The sequence below is a fragment of the Phycisphaerales bacterium genome (assembly GCA_016716475.1).
In the GTDB taxonomy this organism is placed as follows: Bacteria; Planctomycetota; Phycisphaerae; order UBA1845; family Fen-1342; genus JADJWG01.
Map to the genome: position 1 here is coordinate 1,280,981 of JADJWG010000001.1, position 21,719 is coordinate 1,302,699.

General features: G+C 66.4%; 14 protein-coding genes and 1 tRNA gene. 8 read left to right on the forward strand and 7 right to left on the reverse strand.

The genetic code is table 11. From position 1 onward, the window contains the following. Positions 1-124: 124 nt before the first annotated feature. A complete protein-coding gene (locus tag IPM18_05290) occupies positions 125-4,978 on the forward strand; it encodes a proprotein convertase P-domain-containing protein (GenBank protein MBK9119006.1) in 4,854 nt (1,617 codons plus the stop codon). 107 nt (positions 4,979-5,085) lie between these two features. Here IPM18_05290 and IPM18_05295 read toward each other — a convergent pair whose 3' ends face one another. Further along, positions 5,086-6,297 carry a tetratricopeptide repeat protein gene (locus tag IPM18_05295; protein MBK9119007.1) on the reverse strand — a complete coding sequence of 404 codons (1,212 nt, stop codon included), beginning with the start codon at positions 6,295-6,297 and terminating at the stop codon, positions 5,086-5,088. Positions 6,298-6,490: 193 nt separating this feature from the next. Next, positions 6,491-7,765 (reverse strand): competence/damage-inducible protein A, encoded by a 1,275-nt coding sequence (locus IPM18_05300; GenBank protein ID MBK9119008.1) that lies wholly within the window; start codon positions 7,763-7,765, stop codon positions 6,491-6,493. Between the two features lie 131 nt (positions 7,766-7,896). Here IPM18_05300 and IPM18_05305 point away from each other — a divergent pair, with 131 nt between their 5' ends. From IPM18_05305 to IPM18_05335, 7 genes are all read left to right on the forward strand, one after another. Then, complete coding sequence (locus IPM18_05305) at positions 7,897-8,955, forward strand: folate-binding protein YgfZ (protein MBK9119009.1); 1,059 nt, start codon at positions 7,897-7,899, stop codon at positions 8,953-8,955. 38 nt (positions 8,956-8,993) lie between these two features. Further along, positions 8,994-9,067, forward strand: a tRNA-Leu gene (locus tag IPM18_05310). A 248-nt stretch (positions 9,068-9,315) separates the two neighbouring features. Beyond that, on the forward strand, positions 9,316-9,744 hold the full coding sequence (locus tag IPM18_05315) for a hypothetical protein (GenBank protein ID MBK9119010.1): 429 nt from the start codon (positions 9,316-9,318) through the stop codon (positions 9,742-9,744). Next, positions 9,737-10,741 carry a hypothetical protein gene (locus IPM18_05320; protein ID MBK9119011.1) on the forward strand — a complete coding sequence of 335 codons (1,005 nt, stop codon included), beginning with the start codon at positions 9,737-9,739 and terminating at the stop codon, positions 10,739-10,741. Before IPM18_05315 ends, IPM18_05320 begins: the two co-directional genes overlap by 8 nt. Positions 10,742-10,863: 122 nt before the next feature. After that, positions 10,864-11,841 (forward strand): formylglycine-generating enzyme family protein, encoded by a 978-nt coding sequence (locus IPM18_05325; GenBank protein ID MBK9119012.1) that lies wholly within the window; start codon positions 10,864-10,866, stop codon positions 11,839-11,841. A 38-nt stretch (positions 11,842-11,879) separates the two neighbouring features. Beyond that, the gene (locus tag IPM18_05330) at positions 11,880-12,755 is read left to right on the forward strand and encodes a hypothetical protein (GenBank protein MBK9119013.1); all 876 of its coding nucleotides are present in this window, start codon (positions 11,880-11,882) and stop codon (positions 12,753-12,755) included. Beyond that, on the forward strand, positions 12,734-13,783 hold the full coding sequence (locus IPM18_05335) for a hypothetical protein (GenBank protein MBK9119014.1): 1,050 nt from the start codon (positions 12,734-12,736) through the stop codon (positions 13,781-13,783). Before IPM18_05330 ends, IPM18_05335 begins: the two co-directional genes overlap by 22 nt. Before the next feature lie 54 nt (positions 13,784-13,837). Here the strand turns inward: IPM18_05335 and IPM18_05340 are convergent, their stop codons facing one another. The 5 genes from IPM18_05340 to IPM18_05360 all read right to left on the reverse strand — a co-directional run bounded on the left by IPM18_05340 (position 13,838) and on the right by IPM18_05360 (position 21,523). Further along, positions 13,838-14,317, reverse strand: coding sequence for a peptidylprolyl isomerase (locus IPM18_05340; GenBank protein ID MBK9119015.1), 480 nt, complete (start codon positions 14,315-14,317; stop codon positions 13,838-13,840). Further along, entirely contained in the window at positions 14,314-15,555 is a 1,242-nt protein-coding gene (locus IPM18_05345) for a peptidylprolyl isomerase (GenBank protein ID MBK9119016.1), read from the reverse strand. Before IPM18_05345 ends, IPM18_05340 begins: the two co-directional genes overlap by 4 nt. A gap of 85 nt (positions 15,556-15,640) precedes the next feature. Further along, positions 15,641-16,822, reverse strand: a complete 1,182-nt coding sequence (locus IPM18_05350; GenBank protein MBK9119017.1) for a polysaccharide biosynthesis/export family protein — start codon at positions 16,820-16,822, stop codon at positions 15,641-15,643. Between the two features lie 347 nt (positions 16,823-17,169). After that, on the reverse strand, positions 17,170-19,902 hold the full coding sequence (locus tag IPM18_05355; GenBank protein MBK9119018.1) for a tetratricopeptide repeat protein: 2,733 nt from the start codon (positions 19,900-19,902) through the stop codon (positions 17,170-17,172). Then, positions 19,811-21,523, reverse strand: a complete 1,713-nt coding sequence (locus IPM18_05360; GenBank protein ID MBK9119019.1) for a hypothetical protein — start codon at positions 21,521-21,523, stop codon at positions 19,811-19,813. Before IPM18_05360 ends, IPM18_05355 begins: the two co-directional genes overlap by 92 nt. Positions 21,524-21,719: the final 196 nt, after the last annotated feature.

The following is a 21,719-nucleotide window of genomic DNA, read 5'->3' on the forward strand; positions in this document are numbered from 1 at the left end:
CCAACACCAGGCATCGCGAGGCACGTGCATACGGCCGGTGGGGTACCGGTTCCACACGAACTCGCAGGATTCGCCCGCATGTCGCGCGCCCCGTTGAGCCCGCTACAGAGGAAGGAGCCATTTCATGCTCGTCAGCACAGCGCGTCGTGCGCGCGTCGGTGTCGTGACCGCCGCGCTCGTTCTCCTTGCCACCACCGGTATCAGCGCGTTCGCGGCTTACCCACCACCCCCGAACGACACGGCCGCCACCGCTGAGATTCTCGGCGCTGCGCCGGTGATTGTCACGGGCTCCAATGTCCGCGGCACCAATTCGATCGGCACAACGACCCTCGGCAACCTGCCGTCGGTGCCTGGCCCGGATGTCTTCTACCGTTTCACCCCAACCACCACCGGCAACCACTGGATCACCATGATTCCGTGGGTCGAGGTGCCCGTGTACGCCAGTTCGGGCGGGACGGTTCCGATACCCAACCTGTGCGTCTACGTACTCGAGGCCGGCAGCGGCATCTTTATCGCCGGGTCCGATGCCAACAGCCGTGACGTCGCCGATACGGTCGTCGCCACGCTCACCGCGGGTGTCGAATACCTGATTGTCGTCGACAGCGCCGAGATTGCTCCGCGAGCCCAGGAATTCGAGTTCACGCTGGTCGTAACCCAGGCGCCCAGCGCCGGGCCGTACCATTGCGCCGCTCCGGGCTTCATTCCGAACACGTTGCCTACGGCGGTTGTCGGCACGCTGACAGGTGCCAGTAACAACATCACCTTCGTACCTGGTACCGGGCGCTGCGCCATCGTCGACACAGGCCCTACGTTCCTGCCCGGTCCCGACCACGTCTATACCTTCACCACCGGTCCCAATCCTTCCGATGCCGGCGACTACCTATTCTCGCTGGTGCCCCATGGGCAGGCCTGGAACGGCCTGCTCTACATCGTCGATTCGTGCCCCCCGTTCTTCCCGTTCGGCTGCCTCGGCGCTGCGAGCCACACTTCCAGCACGCTGCGCCAATCCGAAACCATCGTCGTAACGCTCGATTTCGACACCACCTATTACGTGGTCGTGGACAGCGGCACCCTGTCGCTCCCCGACGCCAAGTACACGCTGCTCGTCGATCACGCCTCGAACTGGGGGATCACCGAGGTGGAGCCGAACAACTTCCCGTTCGAGGCCTCCCCGCTGCTCCCCGGCCTGCTCAACGGCGGGCAGCTCGTCGGCCCCGGTGACATCGACGTGTGGACAGTGCCGCTCCTGGCGGGGGACCGGCTCTATGCCCTCTTCGACGTTGGCAACGCCGCACTGAGCAACATCGAGGGCACTCTCACGATTCTCGATCCGTTCGGTGGCGTGCTCGAGTTCGACGACGATGATGGCGAGGGCTCTGTCTCCCCCATCGCCACACTCAACTTCCGCACGTCTTCCTTCGCCTCCGCGGTCGCCGGCGTGAGTGCGCAAGTCGACGGTCCTCATTATCTGCAGGTCGCCACCGCCACCGGCCAGACGCTCGCCCGCTACGGTTTGCACTACGGCGTGCAGCCGGCCGGCCGCAGCCCCGCGCTGGAATGCGAACCGAACGACACGCTCAACTTCGCCGACGCCAGCGGCAAGGACTACTTCCGCGGCACCCTCCTGACCAACGGGGATCTCGACCACTACGCCTTCCATGCCGAGGCCGGCGAACGCATTTACCTCGCGCTCGACGGCGACCCCGAGCGCGACAGTGGCGGGGCCGATCCGACCCATCCGCTCGCCACCGATGCCGGCCTGCGCGTCTTCGATGTTGACGGCGATGTGCTCATCAGCAGCCACAATGACACTGGCCTGGTGAAACCCGGCCAGGCCCCCGACTATCCCGCCGAGGGCCTGGTTTTCACGGCGCCCGCCAGTGGCACCTACGTCGTACAGGTCTACGGTGCCCGGGCGAACATGTTCGGCCCCGGGCGCACCTACGAGCTCGCGATCTTCCGTGATGACGCGGCGCCCGCCCTGCTCGAGGAGCGCGATCCGGTCATCCTGTCCATCATGACCGACTTCTTCAACGATACGCTCACCGTCACCGCTTCGGATAACGCAGCGGGCGACAGCGGCCTGTGCTCCATCACGCTAGCCGCCGGCAGCGTGAACCTCACCCTACTCAACGTGAACTTGTCCCCCGGCGACCCCACGTCCGTCTTCCAGATCGGTCTGCTCGACCCCAGCATCTCCGGCGCGGGCAAGCTAATCATCACCGATTGCGCCGGCAACACCGCCAGCGCCGCGGTCGCGATCGACGCTGACCAGCCCGCCTGCGGGGGCGCCGTGCAGATCTCCGGCCGCCGGACCTTCTTCAGCAGCCACCCGCCGCTGCACGCGCCGGACAACCAGCCCGCGGGCCCTGGCGTCAGCGGAGATCTCCGCATCAACGCCACCGGCCTGATTCAGGACGTCGATGTCACCGTCACCGTGGAAACCTCGCGCGTGCCCGATGTGCGCTGCTACCTCATCCATCCCGACGGCACACCCATCGCGCTCACCATCAACCGCGGCAGCAGCAGTGCTTTCAATTTGACCGACGCAACCTTCGACGACGATGCCGCCGCCATACTCTCCATCTTGAGCGGCGATGAGCCCTACACCGGCCGCTGGAGACCGCAGGAGGCCGGCGGCCTCGCGCTGCTCAACGGACGCGAAGTCTTCGGCACCTGGCTGCTGAACGTCATCGACAGCACCAACAGCAACACCGGCGGCAGCAACCTGATTCGCTGGTCACTCGACATCGACGCCGGCTTCCCGAACCCCGAGTACTTCGCCGGCTTCGCCGAGGACAATACCGGCCTTGCCTCGATTCAGTTGAACAATGCCGACAATGTCGTGCTGGAACTGTCTGCAGACTTCCAGCCCGGCGACACATCCGTCGCGTACTTCGTCCGGCTCGTGAACCCGTCCCAGAATGGATCGGGCACGATCATCGTGACCGATCTGTCTCAAAACACCTGCGAAACGCCGGTCTCGCTCACGGGTCTGCCCGACAACGAAGTGCCCGAGAATGATGGTCGCGTCACACGTGACATCACGCTCGGCGCCGAAGTCCAGCTCGAGGTCGGATCGTTCGATCCCATCGGCGTCCCCTCCCTCGTCAACGTCTCCGACAACATGGCCGTTTCCGAGGTCATCGTAGATCTCATGATCAACACGCGTGACATCGGCCGTCTCGCCGCCACCCTTACCCACGACGACGCCATGGCCGCCCTGCTCAACCGCGTCGGCATGACCGAGCGGGGCAGTGTCGGCCTCACCAAGGACAACATCTGGGTGCTGCTCGATGACAATGCCCCGGTTGAGGATGACGCCCACCTCGAACCGGCGCTCGGCTCGATCGAGTTCTTCGGACTGCATCAACCGGACGGCCGCGGTGATTACATCGGCGACGGCATCTCGTCCGACCCACGCGACAACATGCTCTTTGTCTTCGAAGGCCGGCCCTCCGCCGGCCTCTGGGAGCTGCATGTCGGCGACTACCGCGAACAGGGGACCACGCGTTCCATCTTCCGCCGTTGGACGGCCACCCTGATCACCCCTGGCGCTCCCGAGCGTTACGTCGGCACCGCCCGAGAGCGCTATCCGCAGGCCGGCATCTGCGAAGTTCGCATCGGCCCGGGCAGCACCAACCTGCTGGCCCAGGCGAACTTCGCCCCCGGCGCCGCGGAGGTCGACTACGTCATTACTCTGGCCGACCCCACCCAGCCCGGCTCCGGTACGTTCGAATTGGTCGACTGCGCCGGTAACGTCCGCGCCATCCCACTGACCCTCGCCCCGCAGACAGCCGATCAGAATCCGCCGGTGGTGACCGGTGTCGTGAACCCCGTCACCCAGCTCTTCGAGGGGTTCGCCAGCGATGATGCCCCGAGCGACTCCAACATCGCCGCCGTCGAGCTGGCCCCCTGGTCCAGCAACCTGCAGCTTCTGAGCGTTACTCCCGATGGCCAGGGTAATGCCCACTTCGTCGTCGGCCGTCCGGATCCCAACGCCAACGGTCGCGGCTACGTGCGTGTCCGCGATGCCATCGGCTTCCGCCGCCACATGCTCGTGCATATCGATGCGACAGCGCCGGTCTGCACCGGCTCCATCGGTCATACGAAGCGCTACATCAGCACTCATGGCCCCCTGACGATCCCCGACAACGACACCGGCGGTGTGAATTCCGACATCGTCGTCCCGGATGTCGACCAGGTGACCGATCTCGATCTGACACTCAACATCACCCACGGATTCGACGGCGACATTCGCGCCACCCTGTTGAGCCCGGCGTTCATCACGCTGTTCAACGGTATCGGCAGCACCGGAAACGATTTCATCGACACCACGCTTGATGACGAAGCACCGTTGGCGATCAACGCGGGCACGGCCCCCTTTACCGGCCATTGGCGGCCCCAGGCCCCCGCAACCCTCAGCATCCTCGACGGCAACCCCGCGGCCGGCACCTACACGCTGAATATCGCGGACACCCGTGTTTTCAACCGCGGCACCTTCGACAGTTGGTCCGTGACCATCACCTCGCCGACCTTCCCGGAACGCTACGACGGCCGGGCCGAGGACAGCGAACAGTGGGCGACCGGGTTGTGTACGATCGAGCTTGCGGCGGACGCCCAAAACCTCGCCCTGCACGTCGACCCGTTCGAACCCGGCGCTGCCATCGTCCGCTACTCGGTCGCGCTGGCCAACCCACGGCTGCCCGGACTCGGTACGGTGCTCGTCAGCGACTGTGCCGGCAACTTCTGTGTTGTGCCGATCTGCCTGCAGCCCGCGATTCCCCCCCTCCTGGGCGACTTCAACGGCGACAGTGCCGTGACGCCGGCCGACTTCGGCGGTTTCAGTACCAGCTTCACCGGGCCGGACTTCGGCGGCTTTGAACCCTGCGACCCGCGCCGAGTGGGCGACTTCGATTTCGATGGTGACGTCGACCTGGCCGACCTCGCGCTCTTCCAGGCCCAGGTTCAGCCGTAACTCCGGAGACGCCCGCATCCGCACGTCCTAACGAAGAAGCCCCGACCGCTCCGGCCGGGGCTTCTCGTTTGTCCTGCCACACACCTTCTGCCGCGGGCCCCGCCCCTTCAACCTTGTTCGCCAACCGCCTCCGTATCGGTTTCGTCCGACGGCTCAGCCGGGCCGGGCACCGCCAACCCCATCTGCTCCAGCAGCGCGACCGCAAACCGGTTGTGCGGTTCCACTGCCAGAATCTTTCCGCAGATCTCTCCCAACTGTTTCCGCATCACCTCATCCTGCGACAGGTCCCGCCCGAGCAGTCGGCTGGTCAAATCCCGCAGTTGCAGGTGCGCACTCGCCAGATTCTGCAAATACTCCACGTTGCGCGGATCATACTGGTCGCCCACCGCCGTTTCGGCCAACAGCAGCGCATCATGCTCCGTCAGCACCATGCGCAACAACGCCTGCCGCCGATATAGCGCCCCCATGCGACTCAATGCCTGCGCTGCTTCCGGCCCCGTTCCGGCCCGCAGCACTTCCATGGCCTCATTGCGGAAATTACGCTCATAGAACGAATTGTGCAGCATTTGCAGGATCACGAGTTGCTTCTGGTACGCCGCATCGATCCGCGCCAGGCGTCCCCGGTCCCACGGCGCTGCCGCCGCGATCTCCACGGCCCGTGCGATCAGCGCGTTTGAGGCGTCAAGTGCCCGGTTGACCCGCTGCACATCCACCCCGCCGACGGTCTCCGCCGCAGCGGTCAGCACTTCGACCAGAATCTCACGCCCTTCCAGTGCGTCCGCGTCAATCCGCACGGCTTCCTCGGCCGCAGTCACGGCGTCGTTCGTCCGCCGCAACGCGAGGTAAGCGCTGGCGAGCAGGCGCTTCACCTCGGCCCGCTCACGCCCGCTGGCCACGTTGTCGGCCGCTTGTAGAAAATTCAGCGCCTGCCGTGGGGAGCGCGCGGCCAGCCAGATCCGCCCCAGCCCCAGGTTCGCCCGGTAATTGCTGGGCTCCCGCTCCAGCACGCGCTGAAACGCCGTCCGCGCCTGATCAAACCGATTGGTCGTTACAAACAAGTCGCCCGCCAGCACGTTCGCCCCGACGTGCCCCGGCTCCAGTGCCAGCGCCCGATCCACCAATTCGCTCGCCCGGCGAAAGGCCTCGCCACGCATCGTCTGGTCGGTCGCATCTTGCGCTTCCAGCCAGTATCGATTCGCCTCACGAATGATTTCGTCCGGGCTGCGCAATTCCGGCGCCACCGGCGACGGCGCCTGTGCCAGCACACCCGCGGAGATCCCGAGAAGTAACAGGCCAGCGGCCACCATTCTGCTGGGCATGCGAAAGACTCCTCTCGCGCGACCGGGACGATCGACCCGCCACGCACGTACCACCGCGGCCCCGCGGACGACTGCGTGCGGAGTGGGCCTGATAGACTATCGCCGTCCCTCATTATCGGCCACCGCCAAGGTCGCCGTGAAGCCGCACGAAATGAGCCGGGGCCGTCACCACGAAGGCCCCCCTTAGTTCTGACTAACCACCCGTGGCCGCCGGCTGCCCCAACCCGGGGCGCAGCGCCCGCCGGAGCCGGTCCAGTGCCACCCACGCCGCCCGCTGCCGTATCGCATCCCGGGGCGCGTCCGAGCCGAACTGGTGCCGCTCCGCTACCGTCGCTTCGGGCGTATGCAGCCCTGTGTACACAAGGCCGACGGGCTTCTCTACCGAGCCCCCACCCGGTCCGGCCACCCCGGTCACCGACACCGCGTAATCGCTCTGGAGGACTCGGGCCGCACCCCTGGCAAGCGCCTCGGCCACGGTTGCACTGACCGCTCCCTCCGCCGCCAGCAAACCCTCTGGCACGCCCAGAACATCGACCTTGACGTGATTCGCGTACGCAATCACACCGCCGCGAAAGTACGCACTGCTTCCCGGCACGTCCGTCAACAAGGCCCCAATCAGCCCCCCCGTGCATGATTCCGCGACGCTCACCGTCGCGCGCCGAACCCGCAACAACTCTCCGACCGCATCCGCCAGGGTCTCCTCATTCCGGCCAAACACCGCGTCACCCAGCCGCACCCGCACCTCCGCTTCCACTGCGTCACGCAACGCTTCGGCTTCGGCGATTGTGCGCCCCGTCGCGTTGATCCGTACGCCGATGATGCCCAAAGCAGCCGTCGTGCCCACTTCCGGATTGCGCCCCCGCACCATCAGATCCTGCAACCGTGCACCGACCTCGGACTCCGGCAGCCCAGTCGTGCGCAGCGTACTGGACAGGATCACCGCGCCGGCTGCGGCGCGCTGAATCGCCGGCGCCACTTCCCGTCGGAACATAGCCCGCATCTCAAATGGTACCCCGGGCAGGCAGTACACCGCCGTCCGGCCCACCACCGCGGCCAACCCCGGCGCCGTACCGCATGTATTGGGCAGTGCCCGCGCACCCTCCGGGATCAGCGCCTGCACCGCATTTTGCGCCGGCATCAAGCGCCCGCGGGCCGCAAAGAACGCCCGAATCTGGTCCAGACTGTCCGGATCGCTCACCAACTCCGCGCCGAGCACCCGAGCCATCGCCGCCCGCGTCAGGTCGTCGTCCGTCGGCCCCAGGCCACCGGTGGCCACCACTACCTCCGCGCGCTCCGCTACCGTGCGCAGCGCCTGCCCCAGCGGCTCCAGTTCATCTGCAACCGTCATGTGCAGCACAGTCCGTACACCCAGCGCGGCCAGCTCGGCTGCCAACCACGCTCCATTCGTGTCTACCGTCTGCCCGAGAGTCAGCTCGGTTCCGATCGATAGGATGCACGCGGTTTGCACAGCGGTCTCCCTTGGACAGCCCCCCGCACATGACCTACCCTCATTGTAACCGGCCGCCCGGGACTGACCTCCGCTACCGTCGCGGCACTCCGGTCGATCGGACACTCAGACCACAGGATAAGTGCTCGCCGATGTCTGCAATTCCACCCCTGATCGAATCGCCTTTCGCCACTGCGAGGCACTACCAGCCCCGTGGCCGCTACCCCTTCGCCGGGGTACCACTGCCGCACGACTTTGGCAATGTCGCCGCTGAGTACCAGGCCGCACATGCGACCGCCGCGCTGTTCGATCGCAACGATCGCGGCCTGCTCCGCGTCGGCGGTCGGGACCGCGCGAAGTGGCTGCACAACCTGCTCACAAACTCCGTCGCTACGCTTGACGAGGGCGCCGGCAACTACGCCTTTGCCGTCAACGTGAAGGGACGCACGCTCTTTGACCTCCATGTGCTCTGTCTGCCCGATGTGCTCTGGCTCGATCTCGGCCGCAGTCTTGCGGTTCGTGCCCTCCAGCATCTCGATAGCTTCCACATCACCGAGGACATTGCACTGGCCGACTGCTCACACACACACACCGCACTCGCATGCCTCGGCCCGCACAGCGCCACGCTGGCCAGCGCACTCGGTGTTGCACATTTCACTGCACTTCCGTCACTAGGCCACGTCGCACTCCCGGATGGCGCCCGCCTCGTGCGGCAGGATTGTGGCCCACTACCCGGCTTCACGCTGCTGACGCCGCTCGCCACCGCACCACACTGGTGGGATCGCTTGGCGGAGAGTGGCGCAAGACCGGCCGGTGCGGCCGCATTCGACACCTTGCGCATCGAGGCGGGTCAACCCGTGTACGGCCACGACATCGACGAGAGTGTCCTGCCACCGGAGACTGGCCTGGTCGAAGAAGGCATCAGTTACACCAAGGGCTGCTACCTGGGGTACGAAATCATGGAACGCATGCGGTCGCGCGGGGCGCTGCCGCGGCGCCTCGTGCGCCTGGTGACCCCCGTCACCCTCGCCCTGCCCCTGCCCACGCCGCTGCGACTGGGCGATACCGAAGTCGGCCGCGTAACTTCCCTCGTACCACATCCGCAGCAGCCACAATCCGTCGGTCTTGGGTATGTGAAAACCAATCTCGATCCCGCGGCGAAATTACACTGCGGCGCGCCTGCACATCCGATCCACCTGATAATCTCGTAAGCGCGTCGACCGAGTGCTACACTGCGCGGTGCCAACACGGGTCAGTAGCCCAACTGGCAGAGGCAACGGATTTAAAATCCGTCCAGTACGGGTTCGAATCCCGTCTGACCCATCGCCGTGCCGCGGCCAGCACTCGGACGTTGGCACAAAATCCGCGCTCCCCGTTATCGGCGATCCACACACGCCGCCCCCGGAAAACCTCACACTCCTGTCCCAAACCACCGATAAAGTTGTACGAAAAACCGCGCTCGAACACTCCTCGCCGCCAAGTTCCCCAGATTTACGACCGGCCAATTTCCCATCCCCCCACCACGTTTCGAACACTAAGCACGGAAGGATGCGCGCGGATCGATCAGAAACATGATGAACAGCGCACCATATGAAGAACGCCTCGCCGCTTTGCAGGTCGATGACCGTCGGCTCGACGAATGTCTGGCCGAACTCGACACACGCATGTCGGCCTGGCTCGCCGCCGTCCGAGCTGCCCATGACGCTCTGATCCGCGGCACGGCCCTGCAGGTGACGCGGCCGGCCAACAGCGCCGCGCCACCCACGATGACGCCCCGCGCCGACTCTTCGCCGGCCGCGCCGCCCCTCGATGGCGAAGCCCTGCTGGCGACGCTCGACGAGGACACGGCCAACGCGATTCGCGTGAAGCGCCGCCTGACGCATGGACGCAGGAGTGTACGTGATCTGCTGGAGGAATTGCGCAGCGCCCCGGCGCCGGCTGCGGCCGAGGCCGCGCCCGCGCAGAAGAAGCCCCGCTGGTGGAGACGACGCGATGAATGACGATACCCGGAAACCCGCCGCAGCGAACGCCCCGCCGTTCGACGTGACACGGTTCGAGGATCTCGGGCGGGATGTCGTCGAAACCATGCACACCCTCCGCGACTTGTTCGCGGAGCGCCTCACTACCCTGAATGCCTGTCGCGCTGCACTCGTCGAGTACCACGCAGAGCTGAACCGCGCTGAAGAGGAGCTCTCCCAACGCTCGCAGGAGCTGTGCGAACAGTACGAAAATCGTGAGGCCGACCTGACGGCCCGCGAGGAGCACTGCACCCAATCCGAGCAACTGCTCACGTCGACGCGGGAGGAACTCGCCACGGCCCAGGCCGAGGTCGACGCCGCCCGGGCGGAGATCGCCCCGCGGCTCGAGCAGCTCCAGGCCCGTGAAGCGGATGTCGCGAAGCGCGTCGCCGCCGCCGCCGAACAGGAGCACCGCGCGGCCGCCCGCGCCGTCGAAGTCGAAAAGCAGTCCGCCGCGCTGAACAAGGAGCGCGAGCGGCTTACCGCTCTCGAGCGTCGTGCCAACGAAGTAGCCGATGACGTCGCGGAACGCGAAGCCGCACTCGCTGAACGCGAAGCCGTTCTGGCCGCGCGCAGCGCGGAGGTCTCGGCGCAGGTCGCAGCATTCGACGCCCGTGCAGCCGAACTGGATGAGCGTCAGGCGGATCTCGAACAGCAGGAACAGACCCACGCCCGGCAATCCGCCGCACTCGATGAACGTGCGACGCAGCTCGCGGCCTCGGAAGACGAGTGCGCCGAGCGCGAGGGCCGGCTGGTCACGGCCGAAGAACAGTTGACCCGGTTGCGGGCGCAGCTCGAACGTGAGTTGCAGCAGCTCGCCACCCAGAAATCAGACGTCCTCAAGACGTTCGGGCTGATCGACGGTGAAGCGGGCGAGGGCGACGACCTGCCCCGCCCCGGCACCGGCCGGCAACGCGGCTCCCTGGAACGTTTCCAGAAGCTCTGCCGCGACGCCAAACGAAAAGCCCTCGGTGTGTAGCGCATGATGGAGTGACACGGATCGGCAACGGGCCGATCCCGGCCGGGCCCACGGCGTGGCCCTGTCAGATAAGAAGCGGCGCGCGTGCGCCGCGGTCCGGCGGCGCGTGAGGTAGTCTTGTCATGTTGAAAGGCCTGTTCGCACGTGGCCGCGCGGCGCTCGATGCTTCCGCGCTGTTCGGACGCGCTGCGGCGGAGGTCGGCGCACTGCCCCCGGCGACGACGGATCCCGTCACCGAGGCCCTCCGCACCGAGCGCCTGGGACTGATCCTCGGCAAGCGCGCCGAGTGGGCCGACCTGCCCAATTATGAGCAGGCCTTCGCCACCGCCGTCCGTGCCGTCGATGAGCGTTTCGCCTTTGTGCCCGAGGGCACCGTCTCCCTCGCACTCACCACCTACGACGAACCCGGCCAGCCCGAAGTCGATTGCGAGACGGAGCCATTCCTCCTTGCCCGTCACACCGTCACCAATGAGGAGTTCCAGCGTTTCGTCGACTCCCGCGCCTATGAGCAGCCCGAGCTCTGGCCCGAGGAAGTCTGGCCACACCTGATCGATTTCAAGGACATCAGTGGTGCGCACGGTCCCCGCTACTGGAGCCAGGGCCGCCACGACCGTCGTCTCGCTCGTCACCCGGTGGTTGGCATCTGTTACTACGAAGCCGCCGCTTACGCCCAGTGGGCCGGCTTCCGGCTCCCCAGCGAGGCCCAGTGGCAGATGGCTGCCAGTTGGCGCATCCGCAGCGCCGCTCACACTTACCGCCGCTACCCCTGGGGCGACGGTATGGAGTTCGATCGCTGCAACATCTGGCTTTCCGGCCACGGACAAACTCTGCCCGTCGATGCCTGCCCGCGCGGAGCCGCCCCCAACGGCGCGTTGCAACTGGTCGGCAACGTCTGGGAGTGGACGCACTCGGATTTCCACGCGGCGGATCGTGAGGGGCGCATGGTCTTCGGCAACAGCGTGATGAAAAGCATCCGCGGGGGTGCGTTCGATACCTACTTCGCCTGGCAGGCCACCGCCGCGTTTCGCACCGGGCTCGAATCTCTCGCCCGCGTGCACAATGTCGGCTTCCGGTGTGCCATGAAGCTGCTGGCCCACTAGGGTGCGCAGCGATCCGCATTGGTGTGTGAGGACTGATTGTGGCGACCGAACTCCTCGAAGCCGCGGCTCTGACGTGTCTGATCTGTGACACGCCCAACCGTACCGGCGCGTCCATCTGTGAATCGTGCTCAGCCCCCTTGTCGCTGGTGCTGGCCGCCACCGATCGCGAACCGCGCATCGTCAGCGTCATCGGTGACAGCAATGTCGGAAAGACCGTCTTTCTCGGCTTTCTGCTCGACATGCTCGCCCAGCGCGCCAACAACTTCGAGGCCATCCCCAAGGGCGCCTACTCGCTCGACCTGCCGCAAACCGTCATCAGCCACATGGCCTACCGCATGTTTCCGCCCAAGACGCCGATGGAGTCCCACCACTGGAACTGGGCCTATTACCAGGTCACCAAGCGCAGCAAGCACCCGAAGTGGGTCGATCTCGTCATGCCTGACATGGCCGGCGAGGCCATCGCCGCCGAGCTCGCTTCACCGTCGACCTTCCGTGTGATTGAGCGCTTGATCCACCGCTCGGCCGGGCTCCTGCTGCTGGTCGACGCAGCCCTGGCTGGCAACGGCTCGACCCAGCCCGATTTCTTCGCACTGAAGATGCTCAGCTACATCGACGCGATGTTTTCCAGCAAACGGCGCCAGAAGATCGACATGCCGATTGCCGTCGTCCTGACCAAGGCCGACTACTTTCCCGAGGCGTTCGACAACCCCGAGCGGTTCATCGGCGCCAATCTCAGCCGCTTCGCACACATGTGCGCCAGCCGCTGCAACAACCTGGCATTCTTTGCGAGCAGTGTCGTGGGCGCGCTCGGATACGCGACCAGCGAGAACGAAGACACCGCCACCCCAATCCCCCTGCACACGTCGCTTCGCGGCGTGATGGAGCCATTCGAATGGATGGTTGCACAGTTGTAGCTCCGCCGGCGCCCGTCGGCACTCATTGCACCGTGGATCAAGCCGTTTTTACCGCGATCCGCAACGCCTACGGCGCCGGATATCGCATTGTGGCGGCCAGCCCCGGACTCAGCACCGAGGAACAGCGCGAGATTACCCAGCGCGCCCCCTCGCATGAGAGTCTATGCGACCCCGGCCCCGCGGCCCACGGCTTCGCCGCATTCCACCTGCGGTCCGGACGTGTGTGCCTTTTCCATGTCCAGCATGCCGGTCGTGAGAAGACCAGTCGCGGCGGGCTGCAGGTCTACACCCGCATCTTCGTTCTCAGCCCGGCCGATTACACGGCGCTGGGTGCCGATCCGCTGCGCGTCATGGCCTTACTGCCCCCGAGTGCTCCCCCCGCGGCTCAACCCCCTGCGCACCTGCCGACGCTGCAGCTTGCCGTGCCCCCGGCGCCGCGCGCCGCCGCGCCCCCGGCGCCGCTCCGTGCCGGCGTACTCGCCCTCGCGACGACCGTCCTCACACAGCAGCCGGTTCTCGTCACGGAGGCCCCGGACCCACCGACCGTCCTGCGCGCCCTGTGGGGCTGCCTGCCACTCGCCCGCCGCCAGGTGTGCAGTGTTTCCCACGGTCTGCACTTCGCCCCGGCCCGTCGCTTCGACATCATGCTGGTGGACCGCCCCGATGCCCGTGGTCTGCATTTCGCGGCTGAGCAGGGCTGTCACGTTTACCCGTGGCGCGGCGTGCCCGTTACGACAGCCACCCCCTTCGACTCCTGGCTGGCATTCGTCGCACGCCGCTGGGCTACCGGAGACGCCTGGACTGTCCGACGCCTCTGTGAGCAGGCCAGTGCCCCCATCACTGCTGATATCCTCGCTGCCGCCGCCGAGTGGCAGGACGCCATTGATGCGGCCGCCGATGCCCCAGTCGGTGAACCCCTGGCAGCACTGCATGCCCGGTTGAACCAGTCCCGTCCTGTGGCACCCCTGCTGGCGACACTGTACGACGAGTTTGCTGCGACCCTTGCGGCCCGGCAAACGAAACCCTGAGGTCTCATCCGCGCGGGGCGCCGCCACCCGGCGCGCCCCGCACTCCCACTGTTCTTAAAAGCTGCTGATCCCGACCGACAGGAGCTGCACAAGCGCGTCCCGAATCAGGAGTTGTATGCGGTACTCCTGCGATGCCCGCTGGAACTCGCCCTGCGCCGAAAGCGCCCGCTCACCGGTGGAAACCGCGATCAGTTGCAGTCCTTCCAGGGGTACCGTACGTACCAGGATGTCGCTCTCCGTCCCGCGGGTCTCGGTGGCTTCCGTCGCCAGCGCATCGAGCACGGCGATGCCGTCCACGATCTCACCGAACACCGGCAGTGACTGACCGGTATCTTCGGTTCGCACGGCTCCGTCGGCGAGGTGAATCCGAAAGGCCGGACCGATCGTTGCACTGCCCGGCACCGGCAGCAATGCGACCGTCCCGCGCACAGGCGCGCGCGCGCTACCCTCATTGAAGTAAGTTACACCCCCCGCCTGTGGCTGCAGTGCCCGGCGCTGGAACCCACCACCCTGCACCACGAAGTCGGCAATCACCCGGTGAAAGATCGTGTGCTCGTAGAACTCCGAGCCACATAATCGAGGAAGTTCTCGACCGACACCGGCGCGGTGTCCGGAAACAACTCGATCAGCACCGCTCCGAGGTTGGTGCGAATCCGCACTCCCGCTACCGCCAATTCCCCCACATTCAGCACTATTTCATCCACACCGCGAATCGTCACGTCTTCGCGCGGCACATCCTCGAGTCCATCCTCCGTCCGCGTGGGAAGCTGACCGATGCGTGCGACGATCTCCGCTCCGGCTACGACCCGACCGAACACCGTGTAGCCCGGCGGATTTTCCTCCGGGTCCAACCCGGTATTGTCCGCGAGGTTGAAATAGAACTGCGACGTCGCCGAATCGGGCTCGTCGGTCCGTGCCATTGCGATCGTGTTCAGGGCGTTCGACCGGCCGCGGCGTCCTTCGTTGGCAATCGGCTCTCGGGCTGACTTCTCCGTGAGCTGGAGGTCGAATCCACCCGCCTCCAAATAGTCCGCCCCCGTCCGATGAATCACCGTACCGTCATAGAAGCCGTCGTCCACATACGCCAGAAAGTTCGCCACCGTGTTCGGGCGATCCGGTGCGAACAACTCCACGTCGAAACTGCCGAGCCGGGTCGTGATGCGCACCACCACCGCCGCGAACGCTTCGATCTGCGTGGCTACCCGGGCGACGGACTCCAGCACCAGCGGCTGCACCGGGCGCGAGAGGAACGGGCCGTCATCCACCGTCGGTTCCGCGGCCAGCGCATCCACCACGGCCAATCCGCGAATCACGCGGCCGAACACCGCGAACCCCGGGTCCGCTTCGGTCGGATCCGCGGCCGGCTGGTCGCTCACGTTAATGCGGAATTGCGCCGCGCCGCTGTCCGGATCGGCGCCGCGCACCAGCGCGATCGTGCCACGCACGTTCCGGAGCGGATTGCCTGCCTCGTTGCGGATCGGTGTACCGGCCTCCTTCTGCTCAAGCGCCAGGGCAAGTGCCCCGCCTTCGACCAGGGCCCCCGCGACCGCCCGATGCAGAAACGCACGGTCATAGTAACCGTTCTCCAGGTTCTCCAGGAACGCACTCACCGTGACGGGGGCCTCATCGACCAACAGCCGAATCGTGAACGCGCCCGCGGCGGTCTGGACCCGCACCCCCGGTGCGGTCACATCCTCGTAGTCGAGTGGGCAGCCGCCGAGTGACAACACCGCCAGGAGACCGCCCACGAAATACACTGCGGTGCGCATCATGTGCCTCGCACCTCGTTGTGCTGCCCGCTTCTCACGCACGAGCGCTCCTCCACTTGGACTTGTTATCACGCAGCAGTCTTCCCGCTTACGGCGCGACCGGGGCAACCGGCAGCGGCACCAGCAGATCCGAGAGTCCCACCCCGAAAGTGTTCAGGAGTGTGCGACGGAACACGCTTTCGTCATTGCGATCATTCCGCAGGATGCGCGCCCGGTAATCCGACACCGGATCGTAGATCGCCGTTACGCCGAACGGACCCACCCGAATGTTCTCCGCGAACCACTGCCGCAGCCGCGAATCCACCGTGTGCGGAACTTCGAGTATGTCCCCGGCCCGCAGCGCGATGTCTTCCGCCTCGCCGAGTTGAATCTTCGCCAGATCGAGCTTGACCTGCACGAAATCCCCGTTCGCGAGCCGCCGCCGCAGCGTCGCTTCGTTCGGACCGATGAAGTCCGTCAACCCACCCGACGCCGCCAGCACCCGCAGCAGCGACAGTTCCGTTCGCGGGGGAATCATCAACGGCGCCGGCGCGTTCAGTACGCCCGTGACGTAAATCACACTCGCCTCGGCGGCCTCCACGTCCACGATGTCGCCCGGCTCCAGCGGCGGCCCCAAGAGCGCCCGCCGCAGATCGTTCGGATCATAGAGGTCCAGGTGTATTTCACCGCGCTCCGGACGGATACGCGTCACCTTGATGCGTCCCGAGCTGGCCGGTGTAAAGCCGCCCGACAAGGCGACCGCGTAAATCACGTTGCGCTCGTTCTGCCGCAACGCCAGGATACCCGGCTGGTTCACCGCCCCCGTGACGAACACGGTCGTTGCTTCCGGTCCCGTCAGCTCGATGTAGACCGACATGTCCTTCACGACACTCGGCACATGCGCGGCGATGATCGCCTGCTCTGCCGCACCCAGTTCGAGCCCGCCGACCTGCACATTTCCCACCACCGGCAGACTGATCTTGCCGTCCGCATACACCCGCACCTGAAGGGGCGTCATGGCGTAACGATCTTGCTGTAAACCCACCATGCGCACCGCCAGCACATCACCCGGCCGGATCCGGTACGGATGCATGTCGGTCAGGGCCAACTGGGCCGGATCCACCGCGACCGGATCACGCTGCGCCAGGTGCGCCTCGATCTGCTTCATCTCGCCAACTGTGATGCGGTTGTCCTTGCACCCCCCGGCCGACCACACCAGCACCGCGAGGAACAGCCCGGTCGACAGATACCGCCCTTTGCAGGGTACGCACGGATGAAGAGCAGCACGCACACACGCCTCCTGCCACCACGGCGCTGAAGGGCGCGCAGCCACGATTCCCGACCGCGCAGCCATTGCGCAGTCCTGTGAGCCGGCACACGCGCTACGAACGGGTTCCGGCCAGACTCCAAAGGCCGGCGGGACGACACGGAGATTCGGCGACCGTTCGTCACCCGGGGCCCGCGCGACACCCGCCGCGCGTCCCATGATGCACTACCAACTGCGGTTGGGCCCCTGCGCACACCGCGCGGCCCACACGCTGTCCCTATTCATCGGCTGGCGAGCGGTTTTTATCAACCCTGACACGCTCTACGCGGAAAAATCAACCAGCCCAGGTCACGCCGCAAACACCCACCGCGCTATCGGCCCTGCGAAACCGCCCGGCCCAGCAGAGCCCGTTCCTCCGGGCTCAGGTACTCGGCACCCGCTTCACCCGCGAGCTGTTCCGCCTCGGCCACAAAGGGCCGCAGGCCCCGCCAGTCGTTCAGTTCCCCGCACACCTCCGCAAGGTGCAGCAGCGTGCGGGCCCGTGCCGCCCCCGGCGGCGCCGTGTCCAAACTGCGGGCGTACTCGCGCCGCGCATCCTCCAGCCGACCCGCCCGTCGCAGGGTGAATGCCAGCGTATCGCGGAAATTCGCGTCGCCCGGCCGTGCGTCCGTCGCGCGCTGGGCCAACTCGACCGCCTCCGCCACGTTCTCGCCGGATTCGGCCAACATCCACGCCAGGTTGTTCTGGGCATCAAGCTGTCCGGGATCGAGCTTCAGCAACGCGCGGAACGCCTCAGCGGCCCCTTTCAAGTCACCCTGTCGATAGCGGAGTTCACCGATGCGCGCGTGTGCCGGGGCGTAGTTCGCATCCAAGACCAGCGCTCGCTCGCACAACGTCAAGGCCTGATTCGCATGTGCCGGCGAGAGCGACAGTCCATCCGCAATCACCATCAGTTCCACCGGGCTGCGCTCGCGCTCGTCGGCCAGTGCCGCCACCGCGTCAAACTGCTGGTCGGCTACCAGCACTTGCATGCGCAGCTCCAGGACCCGCCGATCACCGGGCGCCAGCCGCTCGGCAGCATCGAGTTGTGCCGCTGCGGCCGGCGCCTGCCCCGCCAGACGATACAAGTCCGCGAGCATCAGCAGCACGTCGATGCTCTGTCCGTCACCTGCCGGCACCGCGTAGGCCGCGAGTTCGGCCGCGGCCGCTTCGTGCTCCCCCAGCGCAGCACGTACCCGCGCCCGTAACAGGCGCAGCGACACCGCGTCCGGCTGCTCTCCGATCCAGGTCTGGAGCATCTCCAGCCCCTGCACCAGTGCCGCCCGATCTTTCTGCTGCTCGGCCGCCGCCAGCACGATCGTCAATGCGCGCTCGTTACGCCCCGCATCCACCAGGGCCTGTTCCGCCAGATTCCGCGCCGTGGCGAATTCCTGTAGTGCAAACTCGACCTCGGCCTGCTGCACCCGCAGTTCGAGCTGGTTCGGGTAAAGTTGCAATCCTCGCGCCACGAGGGCCCGGGCCTGCGAACTCAGTCCACTGGCCAATGCTACCCGTGCAAGCCCGATGTACGCGGCCGCCTGCGCCGGTGCCCCGCGCACCGCGCGAGCCAGCACGACTTCCAGACCAGCCCGATCGCCGGCCTGATCCAACAATACGGCCTGCACCCAGAGGTTCTCGGTTTCGTCCGGCGCATCCGCGACCAGACGCGCGGCGAGTTGCGCAGCTCGCTCCCCGTCACCCGGGTTCGCACGCGTCAGCAGGGCCTTGGCAAGCCCGCGCCGCAGCGTCACGGAATCCGGGAACTTCTGCAGGCCCTCGTCCCAAGCAGCGATGGCGGCATCAAGCCGATCGGTTTGAGCAAAAAACTCGCCCAGCATGGCCGGCCCCCCGTCGTTGCCCGCCAGTTCCGCGACCGCCCGGTAATCGGCCTCGGCGGCGTCTACTTTCCCGGAACGCAGCAGGAAAGACGCGCGCAGAAAGTGCGCCTCCGCACTCGGTTGATCCGCCACCAGGGTATTCAGAACCTGTTCCGCCTCGTCCACGCGCCCCGCAGTACCCAGGATGTTCGCCCGGAAGTCCACGATCAGGAGAGGGTCGCCGCCCGCATCGGCCGCGCGTTGCAACAACGCAAGGGCCGCATCCACATCTCGATCACGCCCGAATCGCAGGGCTGCCAGCCGGATCAGGTTCTGTGGCGCCGCGCCATCACCCTGGCTCGCCGTTTCAAGCTGCCGGATCGCTTCATCCGTGGCTCCCTGTCCGAGCGCAATGGCAACCCGTCGTTCCGCCTGCGCGCGATCGTTGAGCCGTTGGTCCATCTGCGCCAATAATTGCCGGGCCTCATCGAATCGGTTCTGACGTCGCAACAGGCCCAGAACACGATCCAGCGCCTCGGTCGAGTCGCTGGCACGATACGTCTGCTCCGCCCGATTCCAGTCTCCCAACTCCTCATAGGCCCCCCCCAGCAGCAACAGCGGCGCAAGCCACCGCGGATCGGTCTGGAGGCAGTACTGCAGATGTTCTTCGATCGGCCTGAAATTCTCGCGCCAACCCGCCCGGTTCAGGGCAAGCCGCGCCGTGTGGAACCGCCACACGATGCCGCGCTCCCCTTCGACCGCCCGGATCTCCTCTAACAGCCGCGCCGCTTCGGCATCCGCAAGATCAGGCCGCACCAGTAGCAGCGCCCGGACCTCGATGTCCGAGGAATCTTCATCTGCCATCTCCCGCAGCCGAGCCACGGCCTGCTCCGCCGCTCCAGCCCCCATCTCAATCCCCGCCAGCCGCAGCCGAACCGTACGTCGCGCCGCCTCCACCGATAACACACTGAGCGCTTCTTCCAATGTGGCCCGGGCCCCGAATACATCACCGCCCCGCCGTTGATACTCAGCCAACGCCAACCACGCCGCGGGTTCCTTAGGCGCTGCCGTACAGGCCTCCCGTAACACCCGCTCCGCCTCGGTGGACCTTCCCGGCGAGAGCAACCGCGCCAGCGCCAATCGCGCTGCCAGCGGGTTATCCGACGATTCGATCGCGGTTCGTAGCTCCGCTTCCGCCTCCGCGCTGCGTCCCAATTGCTGCAAGGTCGCACTGCAGCAGCCGTGCATCCGCCCGCTCCGGGGACTGTGCGACCAGCCCGTCCAAGGTCGTCAGTACGGCCGTCACCTGCGCGTCGGTCGTCGCTTCCGCCAGTTCCAGCCCCGCCCACAGCAGTTGCCCCTCGATGTCCATCGTGCCCAGATCGCGCATCGGCCGCAGCGCCGCCCGCGCGTCGGCCGTCCGCCCCATCGAGAGCGAAGCCCGCGCCGCAACCTTGCGCAGGTCCGGTGACATCACATCCTGCAGCCCGCCGCTCGCCAGCGTATCAAGAAACCGGTTGGCCTGACCGGTTCGTTCGAACGCCTCCGCCAGCAGCGCCCGTAACACCGGACGTGATCCCTGCCGCGCCACCAGCGGCTCCAGCAGTCGAATCACCTCGTATGGTTCCTGCTGCGCCCGCGCGACCAGCGCGTCGAGATACGCCAACTGTTCTTCGAATGACGTGGTCGCACCTCGTAGCCGCACCGCATCTCGAAACTGCGCCAACGCGACCTTCGCATCTTCCATCCAGCCCACACCCAGGTACAACTCCACCGCGACCGGCAGCAGCCCGAATCGTTGCGGGCGGTCTGCCAACTCAGCCAGCACCTGCTTCGCTAGCGCCGCACCTTCGTCTCCCGCCCCCATCAGCACCAGCAGTTTGGCCTCCAATTCGAACCGTAAGCGCACCCAATCGCTGGGGTCGATCAGGACCTGCTGAACTACGTCATCCGGCAATCCGTGGGCCACCTCCAGCAACGCCTGTGCCCGCTGGAAATCCCCCAGTGCCGTGTATTCTTCGGCGGCCAGTACAACCGCCCGCGGATCCTGCCGCTCCGCCCGCTCCACCGCTGCAAGATCATCCCGCACGGCCGCCAGCAGCGCCTCGCCCTGCGACCCGGCCCCTTGCCCCGCCCACTCCCGCATGACACTGGCGCGCTGGGCACGGGCAAGCGCCGACTCCGGATCGTATTCCACCGCCCGATTCAGCCACTGCCGCGTCCATTCGCGCGCCCCTGCGATATTCTCCTCCGGCGCCAGCGTGCTCAGCAGCAGGCACGCCTCAACCACCTCTGGACGCCGCGGCCCCTCCACCTTTTCATATCGCTCGACGATCTGCTGCAGGGTTGCCCGCGCCTCCGCCGGCCGCCGCCGCAGGGCCTGGCTGCGAGCCACCGCCAATTCCGCCAGCGGGTCTTGGGGGTGCTCCTCGAGCCACCGCTGCGCCACCGTCTCCAGTTCGTTCGTATTCCCTCCAGCTTCATAGAGCAGCAGTAACCGACGGAACATTTCCGCGTCGCTCGACTCGTGCCGCCAGACCTGCCGGTAGGCCGTGGTCGCCTGGCCGAGCGCCCGCGTCGTCATCGGTCGCACCTTGAGACACGCCTCGGCGAAAAGACGCAGCGCATCACGATCGTCCGGTTTCATCGCCAGGTAGCGCCCCAGTGCCACCGCGGCCGCTTCCCACTTGGCCGCCTTGTAAGCCGCCGTCCCCTCATTCAGCATCCGCTGGGCATACTGGCTCCGGCGGATCTCCCGCGTGACGAACGCACCTACCACCAGCAGCGCGGCCACGCCGGCCACGATAATCAGCAGTTTGACGTTGAGTGCCCCGGTTGCCCGGAAGGACCGGAATGAATTGCGTCGCATCGATGTCTCCACCCGCTGACCAAGATCACGCCGCGGCTCACGCAGCGGTGCCCGTATCTTGTCCCATACGCGACGGCCGGACGCGGGTTCGCCATAGGACCGAATAACCGCCGCATGATAGCACGCCCCCGCACCGGCCGCACCACGCCGGCACCAACGCAAAAGGGCCGCCGAACCCTTGGGGTTCGACGGCCCT

What these genes read in the sequence shown, in the direction of transcription:
- IPM18_05290 (MBK9119006.1), top strand. Translation starts at nt 125, where the DNA reads ATGCTCGTCAGCACAGCGCGTCGTGCGCGCGTCGGTGTCGTGACCGCC.
- IPM18_05295 (MBK9119007.1), bottom strand. Translation starts at nt 6,297, where the DNA reads ATGCCCAGCAGAATGGTGGCCGCTGGCCTGTTACTTCTCGGGATCTCC.
- IPM18_05305 (MBK9119009.1), top strand. Translation starts at nt 7,897, where the DNA reads ATGTCTGCAATTCCACCCCTGATCGAATCGCCTTTCGCCACTGCGAGG.
- IPM18_05315 (MBK9119010.1), top strand. Translation starts at nt 9,316, where the DNA reads ATGATGAACAGCGCACCATATGAAGAACGCCTCGCCGCTTTGCAGGTC.
- IPM18_05320 (MBK9119011.1), top strand. Translation starts at nt 9,737, where the DNA reads ATGAATGACGATACCCGGAAACCCGCCGCAGCGAACGCCCCGCCGTTC.
- IPM18_05325 (MBK9119012.1), top strand. Translation starts at nt 10,864, where the DNA reads ATGTTGAAAGGCCTGTTCGCACGTGGCCGCGCGGCGCTCGATGCTTCC.
- IPM18_05335 (MBK9119014.1), top strand. Translation starts at nt 12,734, where the DNA reads ATGGATGGTTGCACAGTTGTAGCTCCGCCGGCGCCCGTCGGCACTCAT.
- IPM18_05345 (MBK9119016.1), bottom strand. Translation starts at nt 15,555, where the DNA reads ATGATGCGCACCGCAGTGTATTTCGTGGGCGGTCTCCTGGCGGTGTTG.
- IPM18_05355 (MBK9119018.1), bottom strand. Translation starts at nt 19,902, where the DNA reads ATGCACGGCTGCTGCAGTGCGACCTTGCAGCAATTGGGACGCAGCGCG.
- IPM18_05360 (MBK9119019.1), bottom strand. Translation starts at nt 21,523, where the DNA reads ATGCGACGCAATTCATTCCGGTCCTTCCGGGCAACCGGGGCACTCAAC.